Here is a 23,232-nt window from a genome sequence, read left to right on the forward strand (position 1 = left end):
TGCCATGATGCCACGAGTCCTTAGTCGAGTCGGACCGGTCCAGGAGAGCCGACGCGCGTCGGTCGGCGGGGGTGTTCTCGTTGATCGTATTGCACAAGAGCCTCCGCCGTGGGCCACGACGCCGCTGCTGGCGTGGGATGAGAATCGGATTCAGCGGACTGAGCCGTTTGTGCGCCAGCGGTATTGGACCAACCGCGCCACCGTGAACGTCTTCCGCGTCATCGGCACTCAGCATCCAGACTACCAGGGCCTGACCTGGCTGGAGTTCCTCAAAAAGGGGAAACGCATGGGCCGGAACTTGGGTCTCTATGAGGCCAATCCCTCGTACTACACGGATATCGCGGTCAAGGAACCCACGATGTACTACCGGACCTTAGATGGTGGGCTCTCCTACTATGTGGCGGAAGATGGGAACCATCGGAGCGCCATTGCTCGATTTGACTGCTGGTACCGAGGGGATCTGCTCCTCCACGGAGTCACCGTCACCGACTTGCGGATTGACTGGGAGCTGGCCCGGCTCTACTCCCGCCTGCAGACCCTGATCGCAACCGGTGGCGCCCGGATGCACGGCAAGCAGGTCGAACCTGTCACCCGGCGAGTGTCACGGGAGGATGGCCCGGGTTGGATGCTGGAAACCTTCACGCCCGTACTCAGGGTCCGGGATGGGGCCCAGGTCTTCGATGTCGGGTCGGCCGAGGCGATGGACGTAGAGCAGCGATGGCTCAGACTGACCCGGCGGCCATGGTGGGTGTTTTGGACGTAATATCATCATGTAGCCCGATCAGATAGAGAGGTGTTGGTGCTCGATATCCTGCAAATCGGCCATCTCGTCTTTGGGCGTGTTGTCAAGGCGCACCCGGATAAGAGTGCGTACCTGATCATGTTGACGACCGGCCATTTAGCCATCCTCCCAAAGGAAGAAGAAGACCGACCCTACAAGGTCGGGGATAATCTCGCCGCCGCGGTCAGCCGGATCGGGGACAGTCACCCGATCCTGTCTCAGCGGTCCGTCCACTACATTCGAAAAGTCGCCGATACGCTGCTGATCCCGTTGATTCGGGCGCAACGGGTCAAAATTCGCGGTGTGGCCAGCGCGGTGGGGGCCCCCTTCGTCAAGATCGCCATCGAAGAACTCACGGACGATGACCCGATGGGGGACTGTCTCAAGCTTCTCCTCGACTTTAAGTCGTACCTGACCCCTACAGTGGTGCTTGTGCGGTTTGATTCAGACTTGGAGGCCTATATTACCAATGCCCTGGCCCCCGCTCCACGGAATAAGATTCGGCGCATCGTGATACTGCATTCGACGCGATCGGCTCAAGTTCTCGTCGAAACGTCCAGCGTCAGAGCCTTCCTGGGTTACAAGGGGCTCAACGTGGCCGTCGCGAATAAACTCGTCAAGCGGCATATCGAAATCGTAGGGGTCACGTAAGGTCATCGTCTCTCCGCAGCGCGCGACGCTGGGGAGTTGTTCAACAGGGACCATCATCAAGCCAACCCCGGGTTCGCAAGGACGAACCCGCAGACCAAGGAGGAGTGTCATGTCGCAACAGAGCGTCGTCAGTGAATCGAACGGAAGCACGGAAGGTCGTGGTAATGGGGTCAGGAGCGGGAGAGACCGATCCGAGCGGGCCGAGCGGATTCAGGCCATGAACATCGAACGCGCCAAGGATCCGCGCAGCGTGATCATCCTGCCCAAGACGAACGAGGGCTTCATGATGTGTCGCATGATGATCGCGCTGGACAGAGCCGTCTACAGGCTGCGGCGCGAGATCGGGAGCAGCATCTCTTTCGACAAGGCCGCCGTGGCGCTCAAGAAAGTCGAGGATCTCGGGGCGGCCATGAAGGACGCATTGAAGAAGTTCGGCATCCACGATGCCGGGGTGTTCGGCGCCCAGAATGATCTGGAAGCGCCCGAGGTGAGGGTCGCGTTCGCGGCGCGCCGGAATGCGTACGTGTTTCTCCCCCGGACTCAGTCGCTTCGCGATTTGATCTATGGGGTGCGGCATCTGGACAGCGCCATGCTGTCGTGCCGGTTGACCAGCACCGATCTCTCGGCCTCGGCGACGTCCCTGAAACAGGCCATCGAGGTCGTCAAGCAGGTCAATGACCTGACGGCCGAGCTGTCGGCGCTGGTCGGCATTGACTACGATCCTCCGCGCCGTTACGAGCAGTTGGAGGGGGGCGAGCCGAAAGAACCGAGGGCCCCGAAGGCTCCGAAGGAACCAAAAGCTTCAACGGTTTCGGCCGTTGCCGCGTCCTGAGGCACGAAGGCATTCCGCGACGAACTTCTCGGGATCCGGCCGTCGCGGGATGCCCAGCCGGGATGCCGAGCACGGTCGTTGTGGGGTCGTGCCTGCTCGATCAGCCGTGACCGATGTGATGAGTGCCTGTAACGGCCCGGAAAGGAGCGTATGCGACGTGTGGTGTTGGTGATCAGCGTGATCGCGGGATTGGCCGGGTGCGTGTCGAAAACAGAGTACCGCGCCCTCATGGACAAATACGCCCATACCCTGGCGATCAAGAATGAACTCGATGTGGAGTACGGGGACCTCCGCAAACAGGTTGGGGTCCTGGAGCAAGGACATGGGAAGCTCGCCGGCAGCCTGACGGAGATGAAGCAGGCGCACACGGCTTCAACCGGCCAGATGAAGCTCATGCAGCAGGATCTCGAGTCGGCTAAGGGCCTCTTGCAGAAGGAGGCTCAGCTCATTCAGGAACTTCGGACCACGGTCGGCTCGCTCAAAACTCAGGTCGAGCAAGACGCGATGGACCTGAAGCGGGCGTTGGATGACGCCCAGGCCGAAGTCCGCGCCAGCCAGGAGGATCTGCGGCGCCAACTTCAGGCTCTGCAGAAGCGTGTCAACGATCTCGTCGTGAAGGTTCGGAGGATGACCGCTGCCGGGGACAAGAAGTCCGGCTCAAGTACGGCCGTGCCGGACAGCCCCAAGGCCGTATCGGACAACGGCAAAAAGGCAGTCGGTCCGAACCAGGATGGCTCTTCCGCAGCTCAAGGGACACCGGAAGGAACGGAGCAGCCCGCGGCCGACCCCGGGCCTCCTCCGTTGATCGGCACGCCGAGCGAAGCCGGAGGCAAGTCGTGACCCATTCCATCTGGCTGCTCACCACGGAAACCATTCCTGGGCGCCACTACGAGATCTTGGGATTGTTGATCGAGCAGGAAATTATCGGGCTCAATGTCGCCCGAGACCTCTTCGCGCAAGTGAAGGATTTCTTCGGTGGGCGTGTCGGCAGCTACGATGCGCCCATTCGGGCCGGAATGACCGACTGCTTCGAACGACTCAAACAGCGCGCGAAAGAGGCCGGCGGGGACGCCGTCGTGGGGCTCCGTGTCAGCCTCATGCCTGTCCCCTTCAAGAAGATGACCATGTTGCAAATCTGCGCCTATGGGACAGCCGTTCGACTGCTTGATCCGATGGAGTCCCCATGACGACCCTTCACCGACGAAAGGCTCGGAAGTCCGCCCTGCTGATCGCGATCCTCTGGATCGTCATTCTCGGAGTCTGCTGGGTGTTTGCCTTGGCCGTGTCTGTTCGGGCCGAGGCGTGGACCCCGCCGGCCTGCATGGAACAGATTGCTGACTACTGGCGAATACCACCCTCCCTCATCCACGCCATTGTCCAGATCGAGAGCGGCGGTGATCCCATCGCCTTGAACGTCAATTCGCACGGACAGGGGAGGCGAGAGCTCGTGTCCTCGAAGCGGGACGCCGAGCGACGGATCGCGCGTCTGCTCCGGGAACGGGCCAATTTCGACGTAGGCTTGGGACAGATCAACGTCTGGACGGCCATCTCGTACGGCGTCCATCCGGCGTGGATGCTCGATCCGTGCTGGAATTTGTTCGTCACGGCTCGCCATCTCCGCGAGAAGATCGACCGGCACGGGTATAACTGGACTGCTATCGAACGCTACAACGGCATCAATCCGAGGTATCCATGGAAGGTGTACGGGCAGTTACGACGGATGGCGGGCTCGCGATAACGCTCGGCATGATCGTCCTTGGGGCCGCGCTCCACGGGTGCGAGCGAGATCCCAGCTCTCAACCACTGACGCCGGCGCCCGTGGCCGGCATGGTGGAGGGACGGTCCCCGGTTACCGAGCAGGCGCTCCAGAACCTGCTGGAGCAGGCCCCTTCCAGCGCGGAAGTCCAGGCGATTGCCTATCGGTTGATCGATTGGCATGGTGCGATGCTCAAGCGGCAAGTCGATCTGGCGGTGGCCGCGTGGGACACGCTGTCTCCGGAGCAACGGCGGCAGGTTGCTTCCTCCATCCTCGGCCTGGCCGGGACGCTTGCAACTCGTGTCAACGGCTCTGGCCTCCGGCCGGGACGAACACCGGAAGTACCGCAATAACCAGAGGATCGGGACCCATGCGGACATGGATGTTATTGATCAGGCCGGGGTGGTACGGGCGGGTCAAGCAGTTTCTCGAGCATATTGGCGTCACGGAGATGCAACGGATGGACGACTACATCATTTGTCAGGGTCCTGATGATCTGAAGGAGACCGTACGGAATTGTCAAAGCGTGCTCACGATCGTCCCGCTCGAATCGGCGCCGGATTCGGGGACCGTCGAGCAGAATGGGGCGCCCGATACCGATGCGATCAAGCCGGGGGAGTTGGTCACGGTCAAGATCGAGGGCGGGGCCACCATGACCGGCCAGCTTCATGCGATCCTGGGTGAAACCGTCATCGTCCATGTGTGGTGTTTCGGCCGCGTGCTGCCCCTCACCACGCAGCGAGCTGCCTTGAAGCGCGTCGAACTGCCGGAAGCGTGGCGGTAACGAACACCACACCTGCCTCCTGTGACTGTCGTGGGACCACGTCGGACCTCATTCGCTCAACTACTCTCGCGGTTCCTCCCCTGGAAATCCGCTCGTGGTCCGACCGAGGAAGCCCCGTTGGTCATTCCATTAGAGAGCTTGGCTGACCTGTGGAAGAATCGGAATAGGGCCCGGCAGGCTTCCGGTCGGACCGAGACATCACCGACGAGCCAGGCTTCTGCCGTTCCGTTTCAGCCGATCACGCCTGGCCATGCCGATCAGGCGCCTCCTCAGGAACAACCGGCGACCACGGATGTCACGCATTCGGTCCCATCCCGTGCGGGTTCCGGACACTCCGCCCGTCTTCTTGATCAATTCCTCGTCCCCAACCGGCACCTTCTGGGATCCGCGTGGGAGCCGCTCGTCGCAGTCTGCGAGCTCCTTGAGGCCAACCCCAACGATCCGTCCGTCGTGATCGTCGAGTCGTCACGTGACGAGGAAAGCATGGAACTCTTCTCCATTCGGGACACCTTAGCGAAGGTCCCACTCAAGCACCACACGGCCCGGGTCACCCGACACGCCCTCGATCTCCTGGCCCAGCAATATCGGACGCCAGAACCACTGCTTGCGAAACTCCTCACGATTGCCCTCGGCCATGACATCGGAAAGATCGCCACGTTGCGCCAGAGCGGGATTTACACGATGTCGGATCATCCCAAGATCAGTTCCTCGAAACTCCGGGAGATCTTCGCGCCGTATGCCGTCACGCAGAACCTGCATTGGCTGGACGAGGCCTTGAACAGCATCGAGGAGCATCATCGGGTCAGCCGCAATCCATTGACCAATATCCTGCAAATGGCGGATCGGAAGGCCCGCGAAGAAGAAGTGCAGCTCATGAGCCGCGATATCACCGTCCAACCCTGGGAGTCATGGTGCAAACCGGCCGACCTTTTATCGATCGTGGCCGAGAAAATCAACGTGCTCGAGCGAGGCCAGTCGTCGTGGAGAGGGATCTCCTTCGAGGGGGTCGTCTATTGCAAGCCGGAGTGGATGTATGAAGCCGCCAAAAAGCTTGCCAATCACAGACGGGTGATCGACTTGGTGCTGGTCGCCACGTCGGAGAAGGAAACCGCATACCGGCGCCTGGTCGAGACGCTGAGACAGGCTGATCTCCTGGCGCTGGATGTTGGCCCTGGCTATTACGGGCTGCCGTTCGAAATCCGATCGCCCCACTTGAAGAATCCGAAGAAGCACGCTTTGGTTCCAATTAAAATTGAGGCGTTCGGTCAGAAAGCCGGCGAGTTCGAGCAGATGAAAGAGGGGATCTTGCAAACCATCTCGTCTATCAAGCCGGCCAGGAGCGGCTCGCTCTTTCCCTAAACGATGCCACGCTGAACAGGAGTGGAAGTCATGGACAATCTCATTGAGTGGTTTAATCCCGCGTACTACGGGGATCCTGAAGCCTATCTGGCCTGGTGGCAGTCCGTTCTGGACACGCTGTTTACCGGCATGACCGCTCGGCTTCTGGCCTCGGTCATGCTGTTCTATTCGTTCTGGTACGGTGTCTATAAACAGCGCTTCGCGGTCGGCATGGTCTTCTTTCTCGCCGCCTACGCGCTGGCGTATGGCGCGAGTCTCAGCTGGCTCTTCGCTCCGCGACCGTAGTCTGAACAGGAGGAACTGGAGATGGGAAAGGGTGGGGGGCTGCTCCCGATCATCGGCGAGCGGCCAAAGCCAAAAAGTTTAATCGAGGCGATTTCCGACATCCAGATGTACGCCAATATGGAACGGGACGGTCAGCCGCTGCCGGAATCCTATCTCCTCTTACGAGAGCGGATGAGCTTCATGGAGGTGGGGTTGAAAGGAGGCTTGGTGAGCACCTTGATCAGCGGTCTCACCCTGCCGATCAGTGTGGCGGTGATCGAACAGCTCTTCCCAATTTTCGGGACGACGCACCCAAGCGCCTTCGATCAGATGTTTGCCCTCCTGCTGAGCGTCAGCTTTGCCCTCGGATACAACATCGTGACGGCGATGAATTTATCCGCCTGCTTTATCGGTCCGTGGAGCAAGAAAGCGATTTACGCGCTCTACGGCGCGCTCTTTACAGGGAAGGCCCTGGTCGTGGTCGGCCTCTTTTGGTTCTACCATTACCTCTATTTCTTCCTGACGCCGAATCGACTCGGGCTGTTCGTTGAGAAGACGCAATTCATCCAGAAACTCCTCCTGCTCACCCCGGGCACGGTCGGGCACCTGACCGCGTGGATTCTTCAGATTCGTCATGCCTTCCTGATTGCCGCCTGGCTTGTGCTGGTTCTGACCACCTTAACCGCGGTCGTCTCGATCGTCATTTTTCTCCTGGGTCAACATCGGATCCAGCGGGACCTCGCCAAGAAGCGGTTGTACCTGGATCAATGAGTGCCGCTTCCTTCCGATGGACATGGGCGGGCAACGGGGCTCCGGCTTTTCGGGGGATGGTCAGCCGTCCTCATCGGAACCCGTGTCGGTGAAGTGGATGACGTGTTTCAGGATGACATCGAACTCGGTCGAGCGAGTCGGCGTCGTCGCCAAGGAGGCCGGGCCGGGTTCCTGGCGCGTCGTCTCGGGTTCCGATGGCTTCCCTGATGGCCCAGGGTCAGTCACGGCGGGCCGTGGCCCGTCGTGACGCTCGATGACAAGACTGTCGAGCCCTCGCTGCGCAAAGCCCCGCAATAATCGCGCGCGCTCCCGTTGGTGGACGGCCGCCAGGCGGTCATAGAGAGGACGATCAAGGACCGATTGGGGCGAGATCGTCAGCTTGATGCGCAGCGATCGGGCCTTCTGGGATGGCTGAGCCGCCGGCAGCCGCCACTTCGCAAGCCGCTGGCCGATTTGCGTGGTGCGCGCTCGGTTTGCACTACTGGACTTGCTGGATCTGCTTCCCATACTTGAAATACCCCCGCGCGTTGGCGATCGCCGGGTCTTGGACCGCCAGGACCGGATACTCCTTGCCGAGGCCGGCCTCGACCAACTGAGCCCCGCCTCCGGTCAAGAGGAGCTGATCAACCGTCGCGTCTTGCCAGAGTTGTTCGATATACCGCTGGAGGGTCAACGTCAGCTCTTTGACCCGGTGACTGACCAGATCCGCGATGTCATGTGTGGTCCCCCGCACTTTAATCGATCGGCTGCGGAGCGCCGCATCCAATTGATGGAGGCGCCACGAGCATCGGAACTTCTCCCGAAGGTCGCGTTCCAACCGCTGACAGACGAGCGAGACCCCGACCTCGATTCCGGTCATGCGTTCCGTTCGGGGTTGTAGACGATCCACGATCAAGCAGTCCGTCGTATAGTAGCCAATGTCGAGGATGCCGACGGTTTGGTCGGCCAACGCCGGGTTGCGGGTGGCGCCGGCCTCGTCGAGGAGGAGATCCATGTAGGAGCCGAGCGGCTGCGGCAACACGGAGATATGCTTGACGCCACGATGGATCTGACGGATGAGTTTCGTGAGGGATTTCCGATCATCGAGATACCCGACTGGCAGGCCAGTCACCACATGGAGAGGTTCAGGCTGGTCGTACGGCCTCAGCGCATGGGACACCAAGACCCGGTACGGGAGCGATTCGATCCACGATCGCGAGCGGGCTTGAAACTCCATGCTACTGGACCGTACGGCCCGGTCCCCGACGAAAAACAGCTGTCCCTCCACGGTCTCGACGTCATCGAGCCGATCCGTGAAGCCTTCGATAGCCATGCCAGCCTCATAGCTCCCAACGACACTCGGGTAGCTGCGAACTCCCTTCTCGTCCACGATTTTGGTCCACCCATACCCCACATCGAGTCCGATGCTCTTCATGCCCTCCCTCCCTGCGGTTACGGTCTCTTCCGCGTCTCGGCAATACTCTTTTGAGATGTTGTCGCCCGTCGTCGGAATCCGGGGGCCACCCCCCCCTCTCTCGCGTCTCGGCCGCACTCCTTGGCGATTTTGTCGCCCGTCGTCGGAATCCGGGGGCCACCCCCCCCCCTTCCGCGTCTCGGTAATACTCTTTTGAGATGTTGTCGCCCGTCGTCACGGCCGACGGGTCGCTCGTAGCCCCATCATGGTATTACGACCATCGGACGGATCAATTTCATCTGAAAATTCGCGTGGTTCAATGTCTAACACGGCGATATTGCGCAGGTTGAGAGGGAAATTCAGAAGGAATAACAAGAAGTTACATACGAGGTCCCCTGAGGGGCCCTCGTATGCATCAATAATTGTTGATTAACAGGTCCCCTCAGGGGCCCTCAGGGGACATAGCCATAAAATAGCCAAAGAAACTCACAACTTAGAAACGAGCACTTCAGGCGCCCGTGAAGCCGCCGCAGACTGAATGCAAGAAACTATCGAAAGATCAAGGCGTTAGACAACATGGTCGATCTTCTATTTCGTGGCCGTGTGGGCCGTGTGGCGAAAAGCCATGTGATTTCAAATGGTTCGAGAGAAGCCGCGCTCCGCGGTCATTCCATTCGTCCGAGACGCGCCTGGCCACAGCTGTAAGATTGCCGCGAGGGCAACTCGGAACAGTCTGCGTGTTTTGTTAAGACATAACCTATAAGATTTATTCGTAAGACACTCCCAAGTGGCAGGGTGATTGGGGACGGGGTGGGGGAGAGAGGGGTGGGAGAACTGGTGGAACGAGAGTTCAGACTGGCAGGATGGAGGACTGACAGGAGCGATGCTGGGGACGACGTACGCCGCGATGAAGGTGAAATCTCCTGGGAAGACATGGAGTTAGCTATTCAACGGCTCAATCAGCTAGATCAGGAGGAAGCCAAGGCAAAGTCCGTGGTGGTCCGTGACTGGTTACGGAAATTACCATGGGGGTTGGAGGGAAACTGGCTGTTTTGGCAGGCACTTGTATATGGCTTGGATGGCATTCGTCTGGTTGATTGGGAGCATCCGGAGCGGAATCGGTTTGCTGTAACCGGCCGGATCAGGGTAGGGACAGATTCCGGTCGAAGAGTGTCGCCGGGGACAGTGGGATGGGTCAACGGGCTTCCCCTGATCTTGGCGGTTGCGAGGACTGGGACTAGGACGGATGGGATGTGGAAGCTCTGGCGACGGGTTCGTCAGGTAGAAGCACGGTGCCGGGAGTGGATGACGCTCATACAGATCGTCGTCTTGATCGACGGCAAGAGGGTATGGGTCTCGCCGGCGTGGGCATTGCCGAGGCGGTCCATGACTCGATCAGCGCCACAGGTGGCAAACGTGGCGCGCTGGACAGCCGCTGCCTTTCAGCCTGGGCAGTTTCTGGACTGGTTGCGGCATGGCCTCCGGTTTAAGCGAGCGGGGGGAATCGCCGGTCCGCTGAAAAAGACCTTGGTGTATCCCGACTTTAACGGCGCCCTGCCAGCCTGGATAACCGGTGACCGGACGGGAAAGCCGGCACGTTCCGCGAACGGGCCATGGACGCCCGAGGAGAAGCGCCGGCGCGAACAGACGGTGGGGGCCTGGATGGAAAAGCGCTTCGAGACCGACATGCGTATCACCCCAAAGGTGATGGCGTACCAAGCCCGCTATTACCTGATGGGCCGGGAGCCGCGGATGATGCCCTGGCTGATCAAGCTCGCTCAGCGGGTGAAGGTCCGCCTATGGATGCGGCAACGACGGGCGGAACGCCGGGAGTGTCAGGTGCCTTCACCTCACTCGATTGCATAACCGGGTGAAGGGTCAAGCCAGGCCGTCATGGGCTTCGGTGACAAGGGCTGCGTTTTTCGGGCCAGATCGGACACCATTTCGGGGATTTCGGACACCCCAGACAGGCGGAGGAGCGTTGCCCTTGAAGCGGCGCGGGAGAGCGGGCTCCATAGCACCGGTCCTAACCAGGAGGTGCTATGCCGAGGGAGCGCCTCTCCATGCGCAAGATTCGCGAAGTCCTGCGTCTCAAACACGAGTGCCGGCTGACGGGCCGGGACATTGCCCGCAGTTGCGGGCTCGCCAGCAGCACGGTCAGTGACTACTTGGCCAGGGCTGCTGAGGCCGAGCTGAGCTGGCCGCTGTTCCCACCCGCAGCGCCCCGGAACTCGAAGCCCGCCTGTTTCGCCGTCCGGGGACGCCGGGTCGGCCTCGGCCCCTGCCGGACTATGCCGCCATCGAGGAGGAGCTCCGGTGGCATCGGGGCGTCAATCTGACGCTGGACCTGCTCTGGTGGGAGTACAAGGCCCAGGATCCCGACGGGTACCAGTACACTCAGTTCGTCGCCTACGATCACCAGTGGCGGCGGCAACCTACTAAAAACCGGACATTTCTATTTTGGTTTGACATACTCACAAGCGGTGCCTTGCTTTTTAGGAAGAGCCGAGGTAGCCTGGTGCAGGCTTGGCCTGCACCTATGGTTTCACAAGGGAGGCGTGCCATGTATCTTCCGCGCACGTGGGCCTTGGTCAGCTTGCTCCTTCTGGCTGGTCTGAGTCCGATGGCGAGCCAGGCCGGAGTGCCATCACTCCAGCAGCCCGACGCCTACGCGGTGGTCATCGGGATCAGTCAGTATCGCGAGGAGGTCATCCCGAAAGTGGCCTATGGCGTCAAGGATGCCGAAGCGGTGGCGAAGCTCCTGGAGACCCAAGCCGGGATCCCGAAATCCCATATCCGGGTCATGACCGACGCCAAAGCCACCAGCGCGGATCTGCGCACCATCGGGGACTGGCTGCGGATGCGGGTCAAACCGGAGTCCACAGTCTATGTGTACTATGCCGGGCACGGGACGCCCGATCCGAAGACTGGGGACGCCTACCTCGTCCCCTGGGACGGACATCCGGATTATCCCGACGGCTTGTATCCGCTCAAGGCCCTGTATGAGTCCCTGAACAAGCTGCCGGCCAAGCAGGTGCTCGTCCTGCTGGATTCCTGCTTCTCCGGCAGCGCCGGCCGCTCCCTGCTGGCCAAGGGCGCCCGCCCGATGGTGCTCTCCCTGGAGAACCCCCTTCTGGCGGCGGGCAAGGTGGTGGTGCTCGCGGCATCCACCGGCACCCAGATCAGCTCGGACTATGACAAGGCCGGGCACGGTCTCTTCACCTATGCGTTGCTCACGGGGCTGCACGGGGAGGCCGACCAGGACAAGGACGGACTCGTCACGCTGAAGGAGCTCTACCCCTATGTCCGGAAGCAGGTGGCGGAGACCGCCGTGGAAGAGTTGAACCGGGAGCAGACGCCGGTGCTGTTGCCGGGGGAGGAGGTGCTCGGCGCCCGGAGCGCCTTGCCGGTCACGGTGGCCCGCGCCAGGCCATACGAAGCCCTGCGCCAGCCGGGCCGGGAGCTGACGGGGAAGGATGGCGCCAAGATGCTGCTCATCCCCGCCGGGGAGTTCCTGATGGGGAGCACGGAGGGGGAAGCGGACGAGCAGCCGGTCCATCGCGTGACGCTGGACGCCTTCTACCTGGACAAGTACGAGGTGACGAACCGGTTGTTTCAGAAGTTCGTGCGGGAGACCGGCTACGAGACGACGGCGGAGAAGGAGGGCAAGGCCTGGGCTTATGTGCACGACGACAAGTGGACGGAGGTGAGCGGGGCCAACTGGCGCAAGCCGGAGGGCGGCGAGACGGTGTTCGTCTCCAACCGGGACGAGCATCCCGTGGTCTCGGTGAGTTGGTACGATGCGGAGGCCTATTGCCGCTGGGCGGGGAAGCGGCTGCCGACCGAAGCGGAGTTCGAATATGCCAATCGGGGCGGGACGCAGACGACCTACTGGTGGGGCGACGGGAATCCCGGCTCGCGGCGCGTCGCGAATATCGCGGATAGGACCAACAAGCAGCGCTTTCCAGGCCGGCCGTGGCCGATCATGGACGGCTATGACGACGGCTATGGCCGCACGGCGCCGGTGGGCTCGTTCGACCCGAATCCGTTCGGACTCCATGACACGACCGGGAATGTGTGGGAGTGGACGGCGGACTGGTACGGCAAGGACTACTACGAACGCAGCTCTCAACGCAATCCGACCGGGCCATCCAATGGCAAGTCTCGCGTGCTCCGCGGTGGGTCCTGGTACGATGAACCCGTGATCGTTCGTTCTGCGCTCCGGTTCTGGATTCAACCGGCGAACCGGAATGACGTTATCGGCTTCCGGTGTGTCCAGGACGTTCCGAAATAACCCTCTGGACTGTGGCCCTGTAGCCCTGTGAGTCTTGAATCCGAGTCCTCGGCCCCGCCGCCGGCGCTGCCGGCGGCGGTGACCGTGGCCTACGACCTCCTGCTCTGGTTCGTCAATCATGTCGGCACGTTTCCCCGCTCGCATCGGTTCGTGCTGGGCGGTTCTGCCGCCCCTTCGTAAGGGGAGGCCAGGTGGGGTCGAACTCATGCCCTCCGCGAAACGAGGGCGCCGGACTTCCTGCCCCTGAAGCGCCGACTCCGAAGAGCGCACCACCCTGATCCCTTCGACAAGCTCAGGACGGGCCCGGACCGGCCCGCGCCCGAGCACTGGCCAGTTGCCGGCCCGGGACCGGGGCGCCCTGTCGCAATTTCTTCGTCGTCGTTCACGCCGGCGGAACGCGGGCGCATCCTGGGGGGAGCAGGGGGGTGTCGAGAAGACTCCCCCCTCACGAAGAAAAGCTTTCTTGACAGCGCTGACGCCGGACTGTAGTGTGATGAAGTGATTGGCTAGGGGAGACAGGAGACTTGCCACATGTCGAGAGCCTCAGCTACTAAATCGCCAGGCCGATTCTCTACGATGGTCAATCGAGCGGCCCTCCGTAAGGAACGGGTGGTGATCACCCGCCGCGGAAAAAAGGTGGCGGCTGTCGTGCCGATCGAGGATGTGACCCTGCTGGAGAAGCTCGAGGATCTCATGGACCTGGAAGACGCGCGTCAAGCGCTCAAGGAACCAGGGTCCATTCCTTGGGACAAGGTCAAGGCGGATTTGGGGCTCTGATCCCCTGGTGCTGTATCGCGTCGAGTTCAAGCCTTCCGCTGCTCGTAGCCTCGGCAAGTTACCTGAACAGGTGCAGAAGCGGATTGCGGTCAAGGTCAATGCCTTGGCTAACAATCCACGCCCGCCTGGAGTCGAAAAGCTGTCGGGTGCGGAGAGCCTCTACCGCATCCGCGTCGGGGACTATCGGATCATTTATGAAATCCAGGACCAGGTCCTGCTCGTCCTTGTGGTCAAAGTGGGACACCGGGGAGAAATCTATCGTTAGGTGCCCGGTCTGGACGAGTCGAATTGAGCGATATTGGAAAGGGGGAGCGTCATGATGCGCATACGGTATGACCCTGAGGCGGATGTGTTGCTTCTGAAATTGCGTGACGATCCTCCGACCGATGCGGTTGAGGAGCCGGGAGGGGTCATTGTCAGTTACGGCGAGGACCGCGAGCCGGTGAGTGTGGAATTTCTGAACGCCTCCGCTCGGCACCTGGTTCTCCCCAATGAGGTGAGCGTTACGATCCAGGCCGAAGGACACGCACGGGCCGTGTAACGACCGGTTGAGGTGGCGGCCTGAGCTCAGCCGGATCGGGCGTTCGAGAGTTCCCTCGAAAAGCCGCCTAGGTAAGTAGGCACCCTGATCCCGGTTTTACTCCCGGTTCCACTCCCGATTTTGGTCCCTATCCACAGTCTGCCTCAATCGCCATCGGTCACAACGAACATTGCGAAACCCCTTGTTTTTACGGCTCCGGCGTAGTACCCCCTCGCCGTTGATCGCTCTCGGTCGTAGAGGCTTCGGGCTCGCTGCAAAACTGCGATGCGGCGGTTCGAACCCGCCCGGCGCCTCCACCAAGTCCCGCAAGTGGCTCAAGGACTTCTGAAGATTCCGGCTCGGACGGCTTGAGCGGGCTCACCGCGTGACTCCCGGTTCCAACCTCAATTTTTGCCGCAATTGCCCCCAAGCTGGCCTTGTTCACGGCGACCAGCTCAACGCCTTGGTTCGGTAGGTGCTCTCGCATTCTCGCCGGCGGACACGCGGGCGCATCCTGGGGGGAGCCGGGGGGGGCGAAGACTCCCCCCCTCGCGAGTTTCGTCCAGGGCGACGCATTGCTTTTGGGGAAAAACGGAGCTAGCCTAAAATATTCCTATAGCACGTGTTTCACAAGGGAGGCGTGCCATGTATCTTCCGCGCACGTGGGTCTTGGTCAGCTTGCTCCTTCTGGCTGGTCTGAGTCCGATGGCGAGCCAGGCCGGAGTGCCATCACTCCAGCAGCCCGACGCCTACGCGGTGGTCATCGGGATCAGTCAGTATCGCGAGGAGGTCATCCCGAAAGTGGCCTATGGCGTCAAGGATGCCGAAGCGGTGGCGAAGCTCCTGGAGACCCAAGCCGGGATCCCGAAATCCCATATCCGGGTCATGACCGAGGCCAAGGCGACAGGCAACGATCTCCGGACCGTGGGGGAGTGGCTGCGGATGCGGGTCAAGCCGGAGTCCACAGTCTATGTGTACTATGCCGGGCACGGGACGCCCGATCCGAAGACTGGGGACGCCTACCTCGTGTCCTGGGACGGGCACCCGGACTACCCTTCGGGGCTGTATCCCTTGAAAGCCCTGTATGAGTGAACAAGCTGTCGGCCAAGCACGTGATCGTCATGCTGGATTCCTGCTTCTCCGGCGCCGTCGGCCGCTCGGTGCTGGCCAAGGGCGCCCGCCCGATGGTGCTCTCTCTGGAGAACCCCCTCCTGGCGGCGGGCAAGGTGGTGGTGCTCGCGGCATCCACCGGCACCCAGATCAGCTCGGACTATGACAAGGCCGGGCACGGCCTCTTCACCTATGCGTTGCTCACGGGGCTGCACGGGGAGGCCGACCAGGACAAGGACGGACTCGTCACGCTGAAGGAGCTCTACCCCTATGTCCGGAAGCAGGTGGCGGAGACCGCCGTGGAGGAGCTGAACCGGGAGCAGACGCCGGTGCTGTTGCCGGGAGAAGCTGATCTGGGAAAAAGAATCGCTGTGCCGCTGGCGGCTGTGGCGCCGGCTGGATCGGCCGCATCGAGGGCGAGCGCGGCGCTGAGCCGAGCCGAAGCGGAATTGAAAGCGTTAGAAGAACAGGAGCGGCGAGTTGATGAGCAGGTCAAGCAGGCCGCGTTGCAGCGCCAAATTGAGAAGAAAAAGCAACAGATCGAGGAGAAGAAAAAGGCGCTCGAAGTGGCAAGCCTGCCATCCCACAGCACGCCCAAGCAGGCCGCGCAGGAGATCACGGGGAAAGACGGGGCGCCGATGGTGCTGGTGCCGGCGGGGGAGTTCATCATGGGCAGCAACGACTTCACTGATGAGGAACCCGTCCACCGCGTCTCGCTGGACGACTACTACATTGACAAGTACGAAGTGACGACCACCCGCTATGCGGCCTTTCTGCAAGCCACGAGTCGGGCGACGCCGGCCCGCTGGAACGAAGTCAGCCTGGTCAGCGACGGGGAGCGGCCCGTGATCGGCGTGGACTGGCACGACGCCGACGCCTATTGTCGGTATTATGGGAAACGGTTGCCGACCGAGGCGGAATGGGAGAAGGCCGCGCGGGGAACGGATGGACGGACATATCCCTGGGGCAATGACGCGCCTACGAGCCGGCATGCCAATTTCGGCAAGTGTTGTGAGTGGAAGGGGTACGCCACGTTGACCGCGGTGACGGAGCATGACGCCGGCAAAAGCCCCTACGGCGCCTACGACATGGCGGGCAATGTCTGGGAATGGACGGCGGACTGGTATGACAGGACCTATTACCGGAGCAGTCCAGACCGGAATCCGACCGGCCCTTCGAGCGGCTCATCCAAGGTGCTCCGGGGCGGCTCCTGGCTCAATTACGCGTTCAACGTGCGGACAGCGTACCGGAGCAGCGGCCGCCCGACGCTCCGGGACGACCTCGTCGGGTTCCGGTGTGCGAAGACTCCCTGAGCCCTTGGACGCTTGAACCCTTGAGCCCTTGGTCTTCGATTTTGAAAATACCGCCCCTTCGTAAGGGGAGGCCAGGTGGGGTCGAACTCATGCCCTCCGCGAAACGAGGGCGCCGGACTTCCTGCCCCTGAAGCGCCGACTCCGAAGAGCGCACCGACCTGATCCCTTCGACAAGCTCAGGACGGGCCCGGACCGGCCACCCCCTCCCATCCCTCCCCTTGATAAGGGGAGGATAGGTGGGGTAGGGGCCAGGTGCTGGCCCGGGACCGGGGCCTGCACGCGGCTGACGAGCCTCTGGGAAGGTGCCGGATGAGCCGATGGTCCGCCTGATGACGAAGTTTCTACGGGTATCTCTGGCGAAGCCCGAGTGATGGCGGGCCGCTGGGGAAAGCGGCGGCGCTGCGGCAGGCCCAACTGGATGTGATGAAAGAGAACCGGGCGAAGTACGGTGGCGACAGCCGGCCGAACGACTGGGGCGCCTGGGTGCTGTCGGGCGACTGGCGGTAACAGCAGGAACGCTGAGTGATGAATGCGGAATGATGAACGTAAGGCTTTGCGAATCGTTGTGCATTCATCGTGTCGTTAGGCCGGCCCGGTTCGACGAGGCTCACCGCAGGCAGTTCGACGAGCTCACTACAGGCGGGACCGGGGCGCCGGCTCTGGAGGTGCGCAGGGCTGCCCCGTCAGCCAACGAGGAAGCGCCCTTGACAGACCCTCCTGGATCGGATAACCTATCCTACCAACTATCCTACCCATAAACAGGTTGAAGCTGTGAAGGAAAAACTCTCCGTGACGGTGGACCGACCGCTGGTGCGCTTCCTGGATTCGCTTCCCGGCCAATCACGCTCCGAAAAGTTAGAGCGGGTGCTCCGGCGTTTTCAGGAAGCGTCCGAGGACCTCGCCCTGCGGCGGGCTCTGGCCAAGCACAAGGAGCCCGAGGATGAACAACGTGCCCACGCGGCCCTGCGGGACCTGATGGAGGAGGCGATGTGGAGGGAGGAATAAAGCGTGGCGAGATCTGGACCGTTGTCCCGCCAAGGCACCCCAAACCACGTCCGGTTCTGGTCGTCAGCATCAACGCCGTGAATGAATCTGCCTGGCCGGATGTCCTGGTCATTCCGCTCACCTCTGTCCCGAGTCCGCTCCGCGTGCCCCTTCCAGAAGAACCAGAGCAGACTGGTCTGCGCACCGCCAGCTATGCCAAGTGCGAGTCGGTCGGGCCGCTGGAGAAGTCCCGTCTCAAAAAGCGGATCGGGACGCTTCCTCCCGAGGCCTGGGCCTCGATTGAGGAAGGAATCCGGCGGGTCCTTGGTCTCCGAGCTTGACGTCCATTCTCTGCTGTGCCAATGATACCCGCCCACGGTCAGAATCCGCATCTGGGGCGCCCATTGCTCTTTTTCAATGCAATGGGCCGTGGGAAGGCCCGGAGTGTGTCATGCGGGCGTCCAGACCGATCCCCGGCTCATCCCGCTGTTGAGGCGGGAAGCCGAAGAGCGCACCACCCTGATCCCTTCGACAAGCTCAGGACGGGCCCCGACCGGCCCGTGCCCCGACCAGTGGGCCAGTCGCCGGCCCGGGACCGGGGCGCCCTGTCGCAATTTCTTCGTCGCCGTTCACGCCGGCGGAACGCGGGCGCGTGCAAGAAAATTGAAGATTCCCTTTATTTGACGATGAGCGGTTCGCGGTGATAGCATCACGGCTTTGAAGCGGCGACGATGCGGCGGGCTAGCCCGCCGATTCGATACAAAGAAGGAGAGAGGAATGGCCGTTCCGCTTTCCCAGATGTATACCGTCACCAAGTACGTCCTGACCCAGAAGGTGAGGGGGGTCCAACGGTATCCGCTCGTGCTGATGCTGGAGCCGCTGTTTCGCTGCAATCTGGCTTGCGCCGGTTGCGGCAAGATCCAGTATCCGGACCACGTCCTCGACAAGCGGCTGACGCCGGAACAGTGCTGGGCCGCGGCCGACGAGTGCGGGGCGCCGATCGTGAGCATCCCGGGCGGCGAGCCCCTCATCCACCCGGAGATGCCTGCAATCGTGCGGGGACTGGTGGAGCGGAAGAAGTACGTCTATCTCTGCACCAACGCCCTGCTGCTCGAGCGGAAGCTCGGTGACTACGCTCCGTCGAACTACCTGACGTTCAGCGTCCACATGGACGGGCTGCGGGACGAGCACGACCTGGCGGTCTGCCGGGACGGCGTCTACGACGTGGCGGTGCGGGCCATTCGCGCGGCGCTCGCGCGCGGGTTCCGGGTCACGACCAACACCACGCTCTTCGACGACGCGAATCCCGAGCGCGTGCGCGCCTTCTTCGACGAGATGATGGCGCTCGGCGTCGAAGGCATGATGATCTCGCCGGGGTACAGCTACCAGAAGGCGCCGGATCAAAGGAACTTCCTGAAACGGCACCGGACCCGCGAATTGTTCGCGCGCATCCTGGGCGGCCGCAAGCGGTCCTGGCGCTTCAACCAGTCTCCTCTCTTTCTGGAGTTCCTCATGGGGAAGCGGGATTATCAGTGCACGCCATGGGGAAATCCCACCTACAACGTCTTCGGCTGGCAACGTCCCTGTTATCTGCTGCAGGAAGGCTACGCCAAGACCTTCCGGGAGCTGATGGAGGAGACCGATTGGAGCCGGTACGGAACCGGGCGGAACGAGAAGTGCGCCGACTGCATGGTGCACTGCGGCTACGAGGCCTCCGCCGTCGAAGAGACGTTCGGGTCCTGGTCCGGATTCGGGCGTACCGTCGTCACCACGCTCATGCCCAACGCCCGCTAACTCCTGTCGGCGTGTCTCGTGGCTCGTCGTTCGTCGCTGGCGAGGTACGCTTCACGAGCAACGAGAGAGGACGGCCCATGACCGATGCCAAGTACCACACGCCGGAAGCCGGATCGCTGCAGGGGCGCCTGTTCCGTCCTGCGACCCAGCAGGAGCTTGCCGAAGCCATCGAGCTGGCCTTCGATTATCGGGGCGACGTCACGTTGGAGCTGGAGTCCGGCGAGACCGTCGAGGGCTACATTTTTAACCGCGTGCCCACCGGCGCCAGGCCGGTGCTCCACCTCTTTCCGAAGGGCCAGGACGAAGAGAGGGTGATCGCCTACGCCGACGTCCGCACGATCGCCTTCACCGGCGAGGACACCGCTTCGGGCAAGTCCTGGGAAGCCTGGATCGCCAAAAAGGAATCCCAGCGCAAAGCCGAAGCGGAGCGGGCCGCCGCGGAGGCCCGGGCCCGCGGTCACCTGTGAACGACGGATTCCGGCCGGTTTCGGCATCGTTTCTCCCAACTGAGTTCGTGCGGAGTTTCGCTCGGCCAGGGGCCGCCCATCCCTCCGTACCCCTTCTCGCAGCAGGCGAAATCGTTTATTGACAAAGGGGAAAGCCTATGCTAAAAACTTCGCGCCCAAAATCGGGCGTGCCGTGTTTTTCTGAGGGTTTCCAAGGGTTGCCGCGATTGCGAACGCGGCAACCAACGGCTGCGGCGGCACGGTCGCCGAGACACATGGGGCAGGGGCCACGAAGCAGGAGGTTCTGGCAGGCCGGCTCGGCGTCGTCGGCTGTCAGGGCTCTCGCGATCGTGGCGATTACCTATGCGCCTGGCGTCGTGTCGGCCACGCACGAGGTGGATCACCGGTTCACGGTCGAAGGGTTCGTCTGCGGGAGCGACGGGAAGCCCGTGGCCGAGACCCAGGTGATCGTGAAGGATACGCGGGCTTCCGTGGGCGTCAGCGTCTACACGGACAGCCGAGGGTATTACAAGGCGACGCTGCATCTGCACAACGACAACCGGGGGGATCCGATCCTGGTCTCGGCGCTCCAGCAGGAGCAGCGGGTGACCGCGCAGTTCGACCCCAAGGATGTCGAGACGGAGCGGCTGGTCAAGGTCACCATCGGGTCCGGCTGCGAGACGGCGGGGGAGGAATCGTCGCCCTGGGTCTACTACGGAGCGGGAATCGGAATCGCGGCGGTGGCGGCGCTTGCCGGCGCCAGATTCTTCAGGAAGCGCCAACGGTCGCAGGGGCAGGGAAAGAGGCAGCGGAAATAGCCGAGACGAAGCAAGGCGAAGAGGCCGGTCGCCTCACGAGATGTTCTAGGAGTCGGCGGCGCCGCACGGGCTGCCGGCAACCCTCAGGGCGGGTTGAGCGGGATGGCGCTTTTGCCTCAGGCCCGGCGGCCTGGACGAAAGCGTCTTTAATTTTGAGAGCCGGGCGCAGGGGCTTCTCGATCGAAAGGACGGTTCGGCGGGGAACCTCGAAGAAAGGAATGGGTGGGCACGTATGAAACGTATGGCATGGACGAGGACGATTTTCTTGGCAGGGATGGCGGGCATCGGCTTGTCGGTCGCGGGCTGCGGTGAGGAGGGCGAAGGGCCGATCGTGGCTCCGCCGCCGCCGCCGCCCGAGTATGCGGACAAGCACATGCCGGCCGGCTGGTGGGCCGACGAGAAGATCGCGGAAGAGGGGCGTCAACTGTTCATCGGGGCCAAGAACCCGGACGTCAACTGCGCGAGCTGCCACGGGAAGGACGGGAAGCCGGTCAAGGCGGGCGCCCGCGACTTCCGCGTGACCGACCGGATGAAGCTCTATTCGGACTCGGTCTGGTTCTGGCGCATCTCCGAAGGCGTGCCCAACACCAAGATGAAGGCTTGGAAGAGCAAGCTCTCTGAAGAGGACCGCTGGAAGCTGGTCGCGTTCGAGCATAACTTCGGGCTGAAGGGGAAGGAGTGGGACGTCGCGAAGAAGGACTGGGTGCCGGTCGGCTCCGCCTCGGCGGCGGCTCCGGCAGCAGCTCCGGCCGAGGGCGCGAAGGACGGTGCGGCGCCTGCGGCGGCTCCGACCGGGGGCGCGCCGGCGGCCGGCGGGAAGTAAGCGTTCCGGATTCTGGAGGAGGGGCGGCGAGACACCATGAAAATGTGGCAGCGTAGTCTCCTCATTCTGTTTGGCTTGGCGGCCCTGTTCGGAACGGCGGCCTACGCCCAGGTTCCGAACCCGCCTGCTGCCGAGTTTCCCTACACCGGCAACAGGACGGCCGTGTGGATCGTCGCCCAACTCCACATCCTGTTCGCGGGGTTCATCCTCGGGGCCCCGATTTTCGTGGTCATTTCGGAGTGGCTGGGGTACCGCAAGCAGGACCCGCGCTACGACCGGCTGGCCAAGGAAGTCATCAAGGTCACGGTCATCCTCTACAGCATGACGGCGCTGACCGGCGGCCTGTTCATCTTCGTCCTCCTGGCGACCTACGCCCAGTTCACCACTTGGCTGATCAACCACTTCTTCCTGATCTTCGCGGTCATCTATCCGCTCCTGTTCATCGGCGAGACGATCGTCCTCTACATGTACTTCTACACCTGGGATTCCTGGAAGGGGGACAAGAAGGCGCGGCACATCGCGCTCGGCGTGCTGCTGAACCTGATCGGCACCGTGACGCTGTTCGTGATCGACGGGCCGACGGCGTTCATGAACACGCCGGCCAAGGCGGCGGAAGGCCTGTCCCTGGTCGAGTACATCCAGACCGCCTCCCTCTGGGACAAGGTGTACAACTACAGTTGGATGCCGATGAACCTGCACCGGCTGGTCGGGAACGTGACGTTCGGCGGGTTCATCACCGGCCTGATCGCCGCCTACATGTATATGGGGGCCAAGAACGACAACGAGCGGTCCTACTACGACTGGATGGGGTTCGTCGGCAACCTCATCGGGGTCGGGGCGCTGCTCTTCCTGCCGTTCATGGGCTACCTGCTGGCCTACGAGCTGTGCGACTACGACGCGTCCATCTGCCCGTACATGATGGCCGACCAGCTCTCGATGTTCTTCGAGATGCAGGGCGCGATGGTGGGGCTGATCTTCCTGGCCAGCAACTATTACATCTGGCTGAGCATGAAGCGGATCGAAGGGGTCGAACGCGTCAGGATGTCCGTGCTGACCGTGCTGGTGATGCTCGCGCTGCCCGGAGTCATGACGTACGCCTGGACGATCTTCCCGGCTCCCGATCCGAGGTCCCTCGCGGTGCTGGTGCCCCTGGTGCTGGCGCCGGCCATCCTGGGCAAGATCGTCCCGCCCCTCGGCCGGCTGGCGGTTTCGTCCCGCGCCGTCATCAAGGTCGGCTTCCTGATGGTGGTGGTCGGCAACGCGATCTGGATGACTCCGCACGGGTTCGTGGCCACCCAGGCCCTGGCGACGGAGCACCTGGAGCTGCCGTCGGACTGGGGTTTCCTGGCGCTCATGCCGGCCAAGAACGCCGCGGCGTTCACGCTGGTGTTCGTGACGGTCGTCAACTACGTCCTCTACAACCGCGCGATCCGGCAGGGCACGATCGTCTGGGGGAAGATTGATTTCGCGTCCCAGTTCGTCCTGATCTTCCTGGCCTTCAGCGCGATCTGGACGATGGGCCTGATGGGGGCGGTGCGCTCGCTCGTCAAGAAGTATTTCCATACGTACAACCTGGTGCCGGACTTCACCGCGGAGTCCTTCACGCCGACGCTGACCTATTCGGCCTGGTGGGTGACCGGGATCACGCTGGCGTTCTACTTGATCGTGAGCTTCGCGATCATCCTGACCCTGCGCGTCTCCGAAGCCAAAGCCCACGCGCACGAAGCCAAGCCGGTGCCGGCGGGCGCGGAATAAATGCAGC

28 protein-coding genes and 1 pseudogene are annotated in these 23,232 nt (G+C 62.3%); 27 read left to right on the forward strand and 2 right to left on the reverse strand.

Annotated features, from left to right (window positions below; genetic code table 11):
* Positions 1 to 169 precede the first annotated feature (169 nt).
* From AB1411_02620 to AB1411_02670, 11 genes are all read left to right on the forward strand, one after another.
* Positions 170 to 763, forward strand: coding sequence for a hypothetical protein (locus AB1411_02620; protein ID MEW6542486.1), 594 nt, complete (start codon positions 170 to 172; stop codon positions 761 to 763).
* Between the two features lie 36 nt (positions 764 to 799).
* On the forward strand, positions 800 to 1,432 hold the full coding sequence (locus AB1411_02625; protein MEW6542487.1) for a hypothetical protein: 633 nt from the start codon (positions 800 to 802) through the stop codon (positions 1,430 to 1,432).
* A gap of 109 nt (positions 1,433 to 1,541) precedes the next feature.
* Positions 1,542 to 2,264 carry a hypothetical protein gene (locus AB1411_02630; GenBank protein ID MEW6542488.1) on the forward strand — a complete coding sequence of 241 codons (723 nt, stop codon included), beginning with the start codon at positions 1,542 to 1,544 and terminating at the stop codon, positions 2,262 to 2,264.
* Between the two features lie 150 nt (positions 2,265 to 2,414).
* Positions 2,415 to 3,104 (forward strand): hypothetical protein, encoded by a 690-nt coding sequence (locus AB1411_02635; GenBank protein ID MEW6542489.1) that lies wholly within the window; start codon positions 2,415 to 2,417, stop codon positions 3,102 to 3,104.
* Complete coding sequence (locus tag AB1411_02640; GenBank protein MEW6542490.1) at positions 3,101 to 3,451, forward strand: heavy metal-binding domain-containing protein; 351 nt, start codon at positions 3,101 to 3,103, stop codon at positions 3,449 to 3,451. Before AB1411_02635 ends, AB1411_02640 begins: the two co-directional genes overlap by 4 nt.
* Positions 3,448 to 4,002 carry a lytic transglycosylase domain-containing protein gene (locus tag AB1411_02645; protein MEW6542491.1) on the forward strand — a complete coding sequence of 185 codons (555 nt, stop codon included), beginning with the start codon at positions 3,448 to 3,450 and terminating at the stop codon, positions 4,000 to 4,002. Before AB1411_02640 ends, AB1411_02645 begins: the two co-directional genes overlap by 4 nt.
* A gap of 8 nt (positions 4,003 to 4,010) precedes the next feature.
* Positions 4,011 to 4,373 (forward strand): hypothetical protein, encoded by a 363-nt coding sequence (locus AB1411_02650; protein ID MEW6542492.1) that lies wholly within the window; start codon positions 4,011 to 4,013, stop codon positions 4,371 to 4,373.
* 107 nt (positions 4,374 to 4,480) lie between these two features.
* The gene (locus AB1411_02655) at positions 4,481 to 4,804 is read left to right on the forward strand and encodes a hypothetical protein (protein MEW6542493.1); all 324 of its coding nucleotides are present in this window, start codon (positions 4,481 to 4,483) and stop codon (positions 4,802 to 4,804) included.
* Between the two features lie 483 nt (positions 4,805 to 5,287).
* On the forward strand, positions 5,288 to 6,163 hold the full coding sequence (locus tag AB1411_02660) for an HD domain-containing protein (GenBank protein MEW6542494.1): 876 nt from the start codon (positions 5,288 to 5,290) through the stop codon (positions 6,161 to 6,163).
* Between the two features lie 30 nt (positions 6,164 to 6,193).
* On the forward strand, positions 6,194 to 6,448 hold the full coding sequence (locus AB1411_02665; protein MEW6542495.1) for a hypothetical protein: 255 nt from the start codon (positions 6,194 to 6,196) through the stop codon (positions 6,446 to 6,448).
* Between the two features lie 21 nt (positions 6,449 to 6,469).
* Positions 6,470 to 7,198, forward strand: a complete 729-nt coding sequence (locus AB1411_02670; protein MEW6542496.1) for a hypothetical protein — start codon at positions 6,470 to 6,472, stop codon at positions 7,196 to 7,198.
* Positions 7,199 to 7,258: 60 nt separating this feature from the next.
* Here AB1411_02670 and AB1411_02675 read toward each other — a convergent pair whose 3' ends face one another.
* Both AB1411_02675 and AB1411_02680 read right to left on the reverse strand, forming a co-directional pair.
* The gene (locus AB1411_02675) at positions 7,259 to 7,705 is read right to left on the reverse strand and encodes a hypothetical protein (protein ID MEW6542497.1); all 447 of its coding nucleotides are present in this window, start codon (positions 7,703 to 7,705) and stop codon (positions 7,259 to 7,261) included.
* Positions 7,677 to 8,612, reverse strand: a complete 936-nt coding sequence (locus tag AB1411_02680; GenBank protein MEW6542498.1) for a ParM/StbA family protein — start codon at positions 8,610 to 8,612, stop codon at positions 7,677 to 7,679. Before AB1411_02680 ends, AB1411_02675 begins: the two co-directional genes overlap by 29 nt.
* A gap of 816 nt (positions 8,613 to 9,428) precedes the next feature.
* Between AB1411_02680 and AB1411_02685 the strand changes: the two are divergent.
* The 16 genes and pseudogenes from AB1411_02685 to AB1411_02760 all read left to right on the forward strand — a co-directional run bounded on the left by AB1411_02685 (position 9,429) and on the right by AB1411_02760 (position 23,225).
* A pseudogene (locus AB1411_02685) lies at positions 9,429 to 9,812 on the forward strand (type I restriction endonuclease).
* Between the two features lie 84 nt (positions 9,813 to 9,896).
* On the forward strand, positions 9,897 to 10,457 hold the full coding sequence (locus tag AB1411_02690; protein MEW6542499.1) for a hypothetical protein: 561 nt from the start codon (positions 9,897 to 9,899) through the stop codon (positions 10,455 to 10,457).
* Between the two features lie 697 nt (positions 10,458 to 11,154).
* Positions 11,155 to 12,885 (forward strand): SUMF1/EgtB/PvdO family nonheme iron enzyme, encoded by a 1,731-nt coding sequence (locus AB1411_02695; protein ID MEW6542500.1) that lies wholly within the window; start codon positions 11,155 to 11,157, stop codon positions 12,883 to 12,885.
* Between the two features lie 27 nt (positions 12,886 to 12,912).
* The gene (locus AB1411_02700; protein ID MEW6542501.1) at positions 12,913 to 13,065 is read left to right on the forward strand and encodes a hypothetical protein; all 153 of its coding nucleotides are present in this window, start codon (positions 12,913 to 12,915) and stop codon (positions 13,063 to 13,065) included.
* Positions 13,066 to 13,461: 396 nt separating this feature from the next.
* Positions 13,462 to 13,662 carry a type II toxin-antitoxin system prevent-host-death family antitoxin gene (locus AB1411_02705; protein ID MEW6542502.1) on the forward strand — a complete coding sequence of 67 codons (201 nt, stop codon included), beginning with the start codon at positions 13,462 to 13,464 and terminating at the stop codon, positions 13,660 to 13,662.
* A 7-nt stretch (positions 13,663 to 13,669) separates the two neighbouring features.
* Positions 13,670 to 13,927 carry a type II toxin-antitoxin system RelE/ParE family toxin gene (locus AB1411_02710; protein MEW6542503.1) on the forward strand — a complete coding sequence of 86 codons (258 nt, stop codon included), beginning with the start codon at positions 13,670 to 13,672 and terminating at the stop codon, positions 13,925 to 13,927.
* 54 nt (positions 13,928 to 13,981) lie between these two features.
* A complete protein-coding gene (locus AB1411_02715) occupies positions 13,982 to 14,203 on the forward strand; it encodes a DUF2283 domain-containing protein (GenBank protein ID MEW6542504.1) in 222 nt (73 codons plus the stop codon).
* Between the two features lie 624 nt (positions 14,204 to 14,827).
* Positions 14,828 to 15,274: a caspase family protein gene (locus AB1411_02720; GenBank protein MEW6542505.1), complete on the forward strand. Its 447-nt coding sequence runs from the start codon at positions 14,828 to 14,830 to the stop codon at positions 15,272 to 15,274.
* Entirely contained in the window at positions 15,271 to 16,605 is a 1,335-nt protein-coding gene (locus AB1411_02725; GenBank protein ID MEW6542506.1) for an SUMF1/EgtB/PvdO family nonheme iron enzyme, read from the forward strand. The genes AB1411_02720 and AB1411_02725 overlap by 4 nt, the downstream gene beginning before the upstream one ends.
* A 789-nt stretch (positions 16,606 to 17,394) precedes the next feature.
* The gene (locus AB1411_02730; GenBank protein MEW6542507.1) at positions 17,395 to 17,610 is read left to right on the forward strand and encodes a hypothetical protein; all 216 of its coding nucleotides are present in this window, start codon (positions 17,395 to 17,397) and stop codon (positions 17,608 to 17,610) included.
* Positions 17,595 to 17,930, forward strand: coding sequence for a type II toxin-antitoxin system PemK/MazF family toxin (locus AB1411_02735; protein MEW6542508.1), 336 nt, complete (start codon positions 17,595 to 17,597; stop codon positions 17,928 to 17,930). The genes AB1411_02730 and AB1411_02735 overlap by 16 nt, the downstream gene beginning before the upstream one ends.
* A 436-nt stretch (positions 17,931 to 18,366) precedes the next feature.
* Complete coding sequence (hpnH, locus tag AB1411_02740) at positions 18,367 to 19,383, forward strand: adenosyl-hopene transferase HpnH (protein ID MEW6542509.1); 1,017 nt, start codon at positions 18,367 to 18,369, stop codon at positions 19,381 to 19,383.
* A gap of 77 nt (positions 19,384 to 19,460) precedes the next feature.
* On the forward strand, positions 19,461 to 19,850 hold the full coding sequence (locus tag AB1411_02745; GenBank protein ID MEW6542510.1) for a hypothetical protein: 390 nt from the start codon (positions 19,461 to 19,463) through the stop codon (positions 19,848 to 19,850).
* Between the two features lie 329 nt (positions 19,851 to 20,179).
* On the forward strand, positions 20,180 to 20,647 hold the full coding sequence (locus AB1411_02750) for a carboxypeptidase-like regulatory domain-containing protein (GenBank protein MEW6542511.1): 468 nt from the start codon (positions 20,180 to 20,182) through the stop codon (positions 20,645 to 20,647).
* 232 nt (positions 20,648 to 20,879) lie between these two features.
* A complete protein-coding gene (locus AB1411_02755) occupies positions 20,880 to 21,470 on the forward strand; it encodes a cytochrome c (protein MEW6542512.1) in 591 nt (196 codons plus the stop codon).
* 36 nt (positions 21,471 to 21,506) lie between these two features.
* Positions 21,507 to 23,225 carry a cytochrome ubiquinol oxidase subunit I gene (locus AB1411_02760; protein ID MEW6542513.1) on the forward strand — a complete coding sequence of 573 codons (1,719 nt, stop codon included), beginning with the start codon at positions 21,507 to 21,509 and terminating at the stop codon, positions 23,223 to 23,225.
* The last annotated feature ends 7 nt before the right edge of the window (positions 23,226 to 23,232 follow it).

Source organism: Nitrospirota bacterium (assembly GCA_040757595.1).
In the GTDB taxonomy this organism is placed as follows: Bacteria; Nitrospirota; Nitrospiria; order Nitrospirales; family Nitrospiraceae; genus JBFLWP01.

Coding starts and splice junctions, on each gene's coding strand:
- AB1411_02660 (MEW6542494.1), top strand. CDS start 5,288: ATGGAACTCTTCTCCATTCGGGACACCTTAGCGAAGGTCCCACTCAAG.
- AB1411_02645 (MEW6542491.1), top strand. CDS start 3,448: ATGACGACCCTTCACCGACGAAAGGCTCGGAAGTCCGCCCTGCTGATC.
- AB1411_02760 (MEW6542513.1), top strand. CDS start 21,507: ATGAAAATGTGGCAGCGTAGTCTCCTCATTCTGTTTGGCTTGGCGGCC.
- AB1411_02630 (MEW6542488.1), top strand. CDS start 1,542: ATGTCGCAACAGAGCGTCGTCAGTGAATCGAACGGAAGCACGGAAGGT.
- AB1411_02665 (MEW6542495.1), top strand. CDS start 6,194: ATGGACAATCTCATTGAGTGGTTTAATCCCGCGTACTACGGGGATCCT.
- AB1411_02690 (MEW6542499.1), top strand. CDS start 9,897: ATGACGCTCATACAGATCGTCGTCTTGATCGACGGCAAGAGGGTATGG.
- AB1411_02680 (MEW6542498.1), bottom strand. CDS start 8,612: ATGAAGAGCATCGGACTCGATGTGGGGTATGGGTGGACCAAAATCGTG.
- hpnH (MEW6542509.1), top strand. CDS start 18,367: ATGGCCGTTCCGCTTTCCCAGATGTATACCGTCACCAAGTACGTCCTG.
- AB1411_02755 (MEW6542512.1), top strand. CDS start 20,880: ATGAAACGTATGGCATGGACGAGGACGATTTTCTTGGCAGGGATGGCG.
- AB1411_02745 (MEW6542510.1), top strand. CDS start 19,461: ATGACCGATGCCAAGTACCACACGCCGGAAGCCGGATCGCTGCAGGGG.
- AB1411_02720 (MEW6542505.1), top strand. CDS start 14,828: ATGTATCTTCCGCGCACGTGGGTCTTGGTCAGCTTGCTCCTTCTGGCT.
- AB1411_02695 (MEW6542500.1), top strand. CDS start 11,155: ATGTATCTTCCGCGCACGTGGGCCTTGGTCAGCTTGCTCCTTCTGGCT.
- AB1411_02650 (MEW6542492.1), top strand. CDS start 4,011: ATGATCGTCCTTGGGGCCGCGCTCCACGGGTGCGAGCGAGATCCCAGC.
- AB1411_02715 (MEW6542504.1), top strand. CDS start 13,982: ATGCGCATACGGTATGACCCTGAGGCGGATGTGTTGCTTCTGAAATTG.
- AB1411_02670 (MEW6542496.1), top strand. CDS start 6,470: ATGGGAAAGGGTGGGGGGCTGCTCCCGATCATCGGCGAGCGGCCAAAG.
- AB1411_02635 (MEW6542489.1), top strand. CDS start 2,415: ATGCGACGTGTGGTGTTGGTGATCAGCGTGATCGCGGGATTGGCCGGG.
- AB1411_02675 (MEW6542497.1), bottom strand. CDS start 7,705: ATGGGAAGCAGATCCAGCAAGTCCAGTAGTGCAAACCGAGCGCGCACC.
- AB1411_02705 (MEW6542502.1), top strand. CDS start 13,462: ATGGTCAATCGAGCGGCCCTCCGTAAGGAACGGGTGGTGATCACCCGC.
- AB1411_02655 (MEW6542493.1), top strand. CDS start 4,481: ATGGACGACTACATCATTTGTCAGGGTCCTGATGATCTGAAGGAGACC.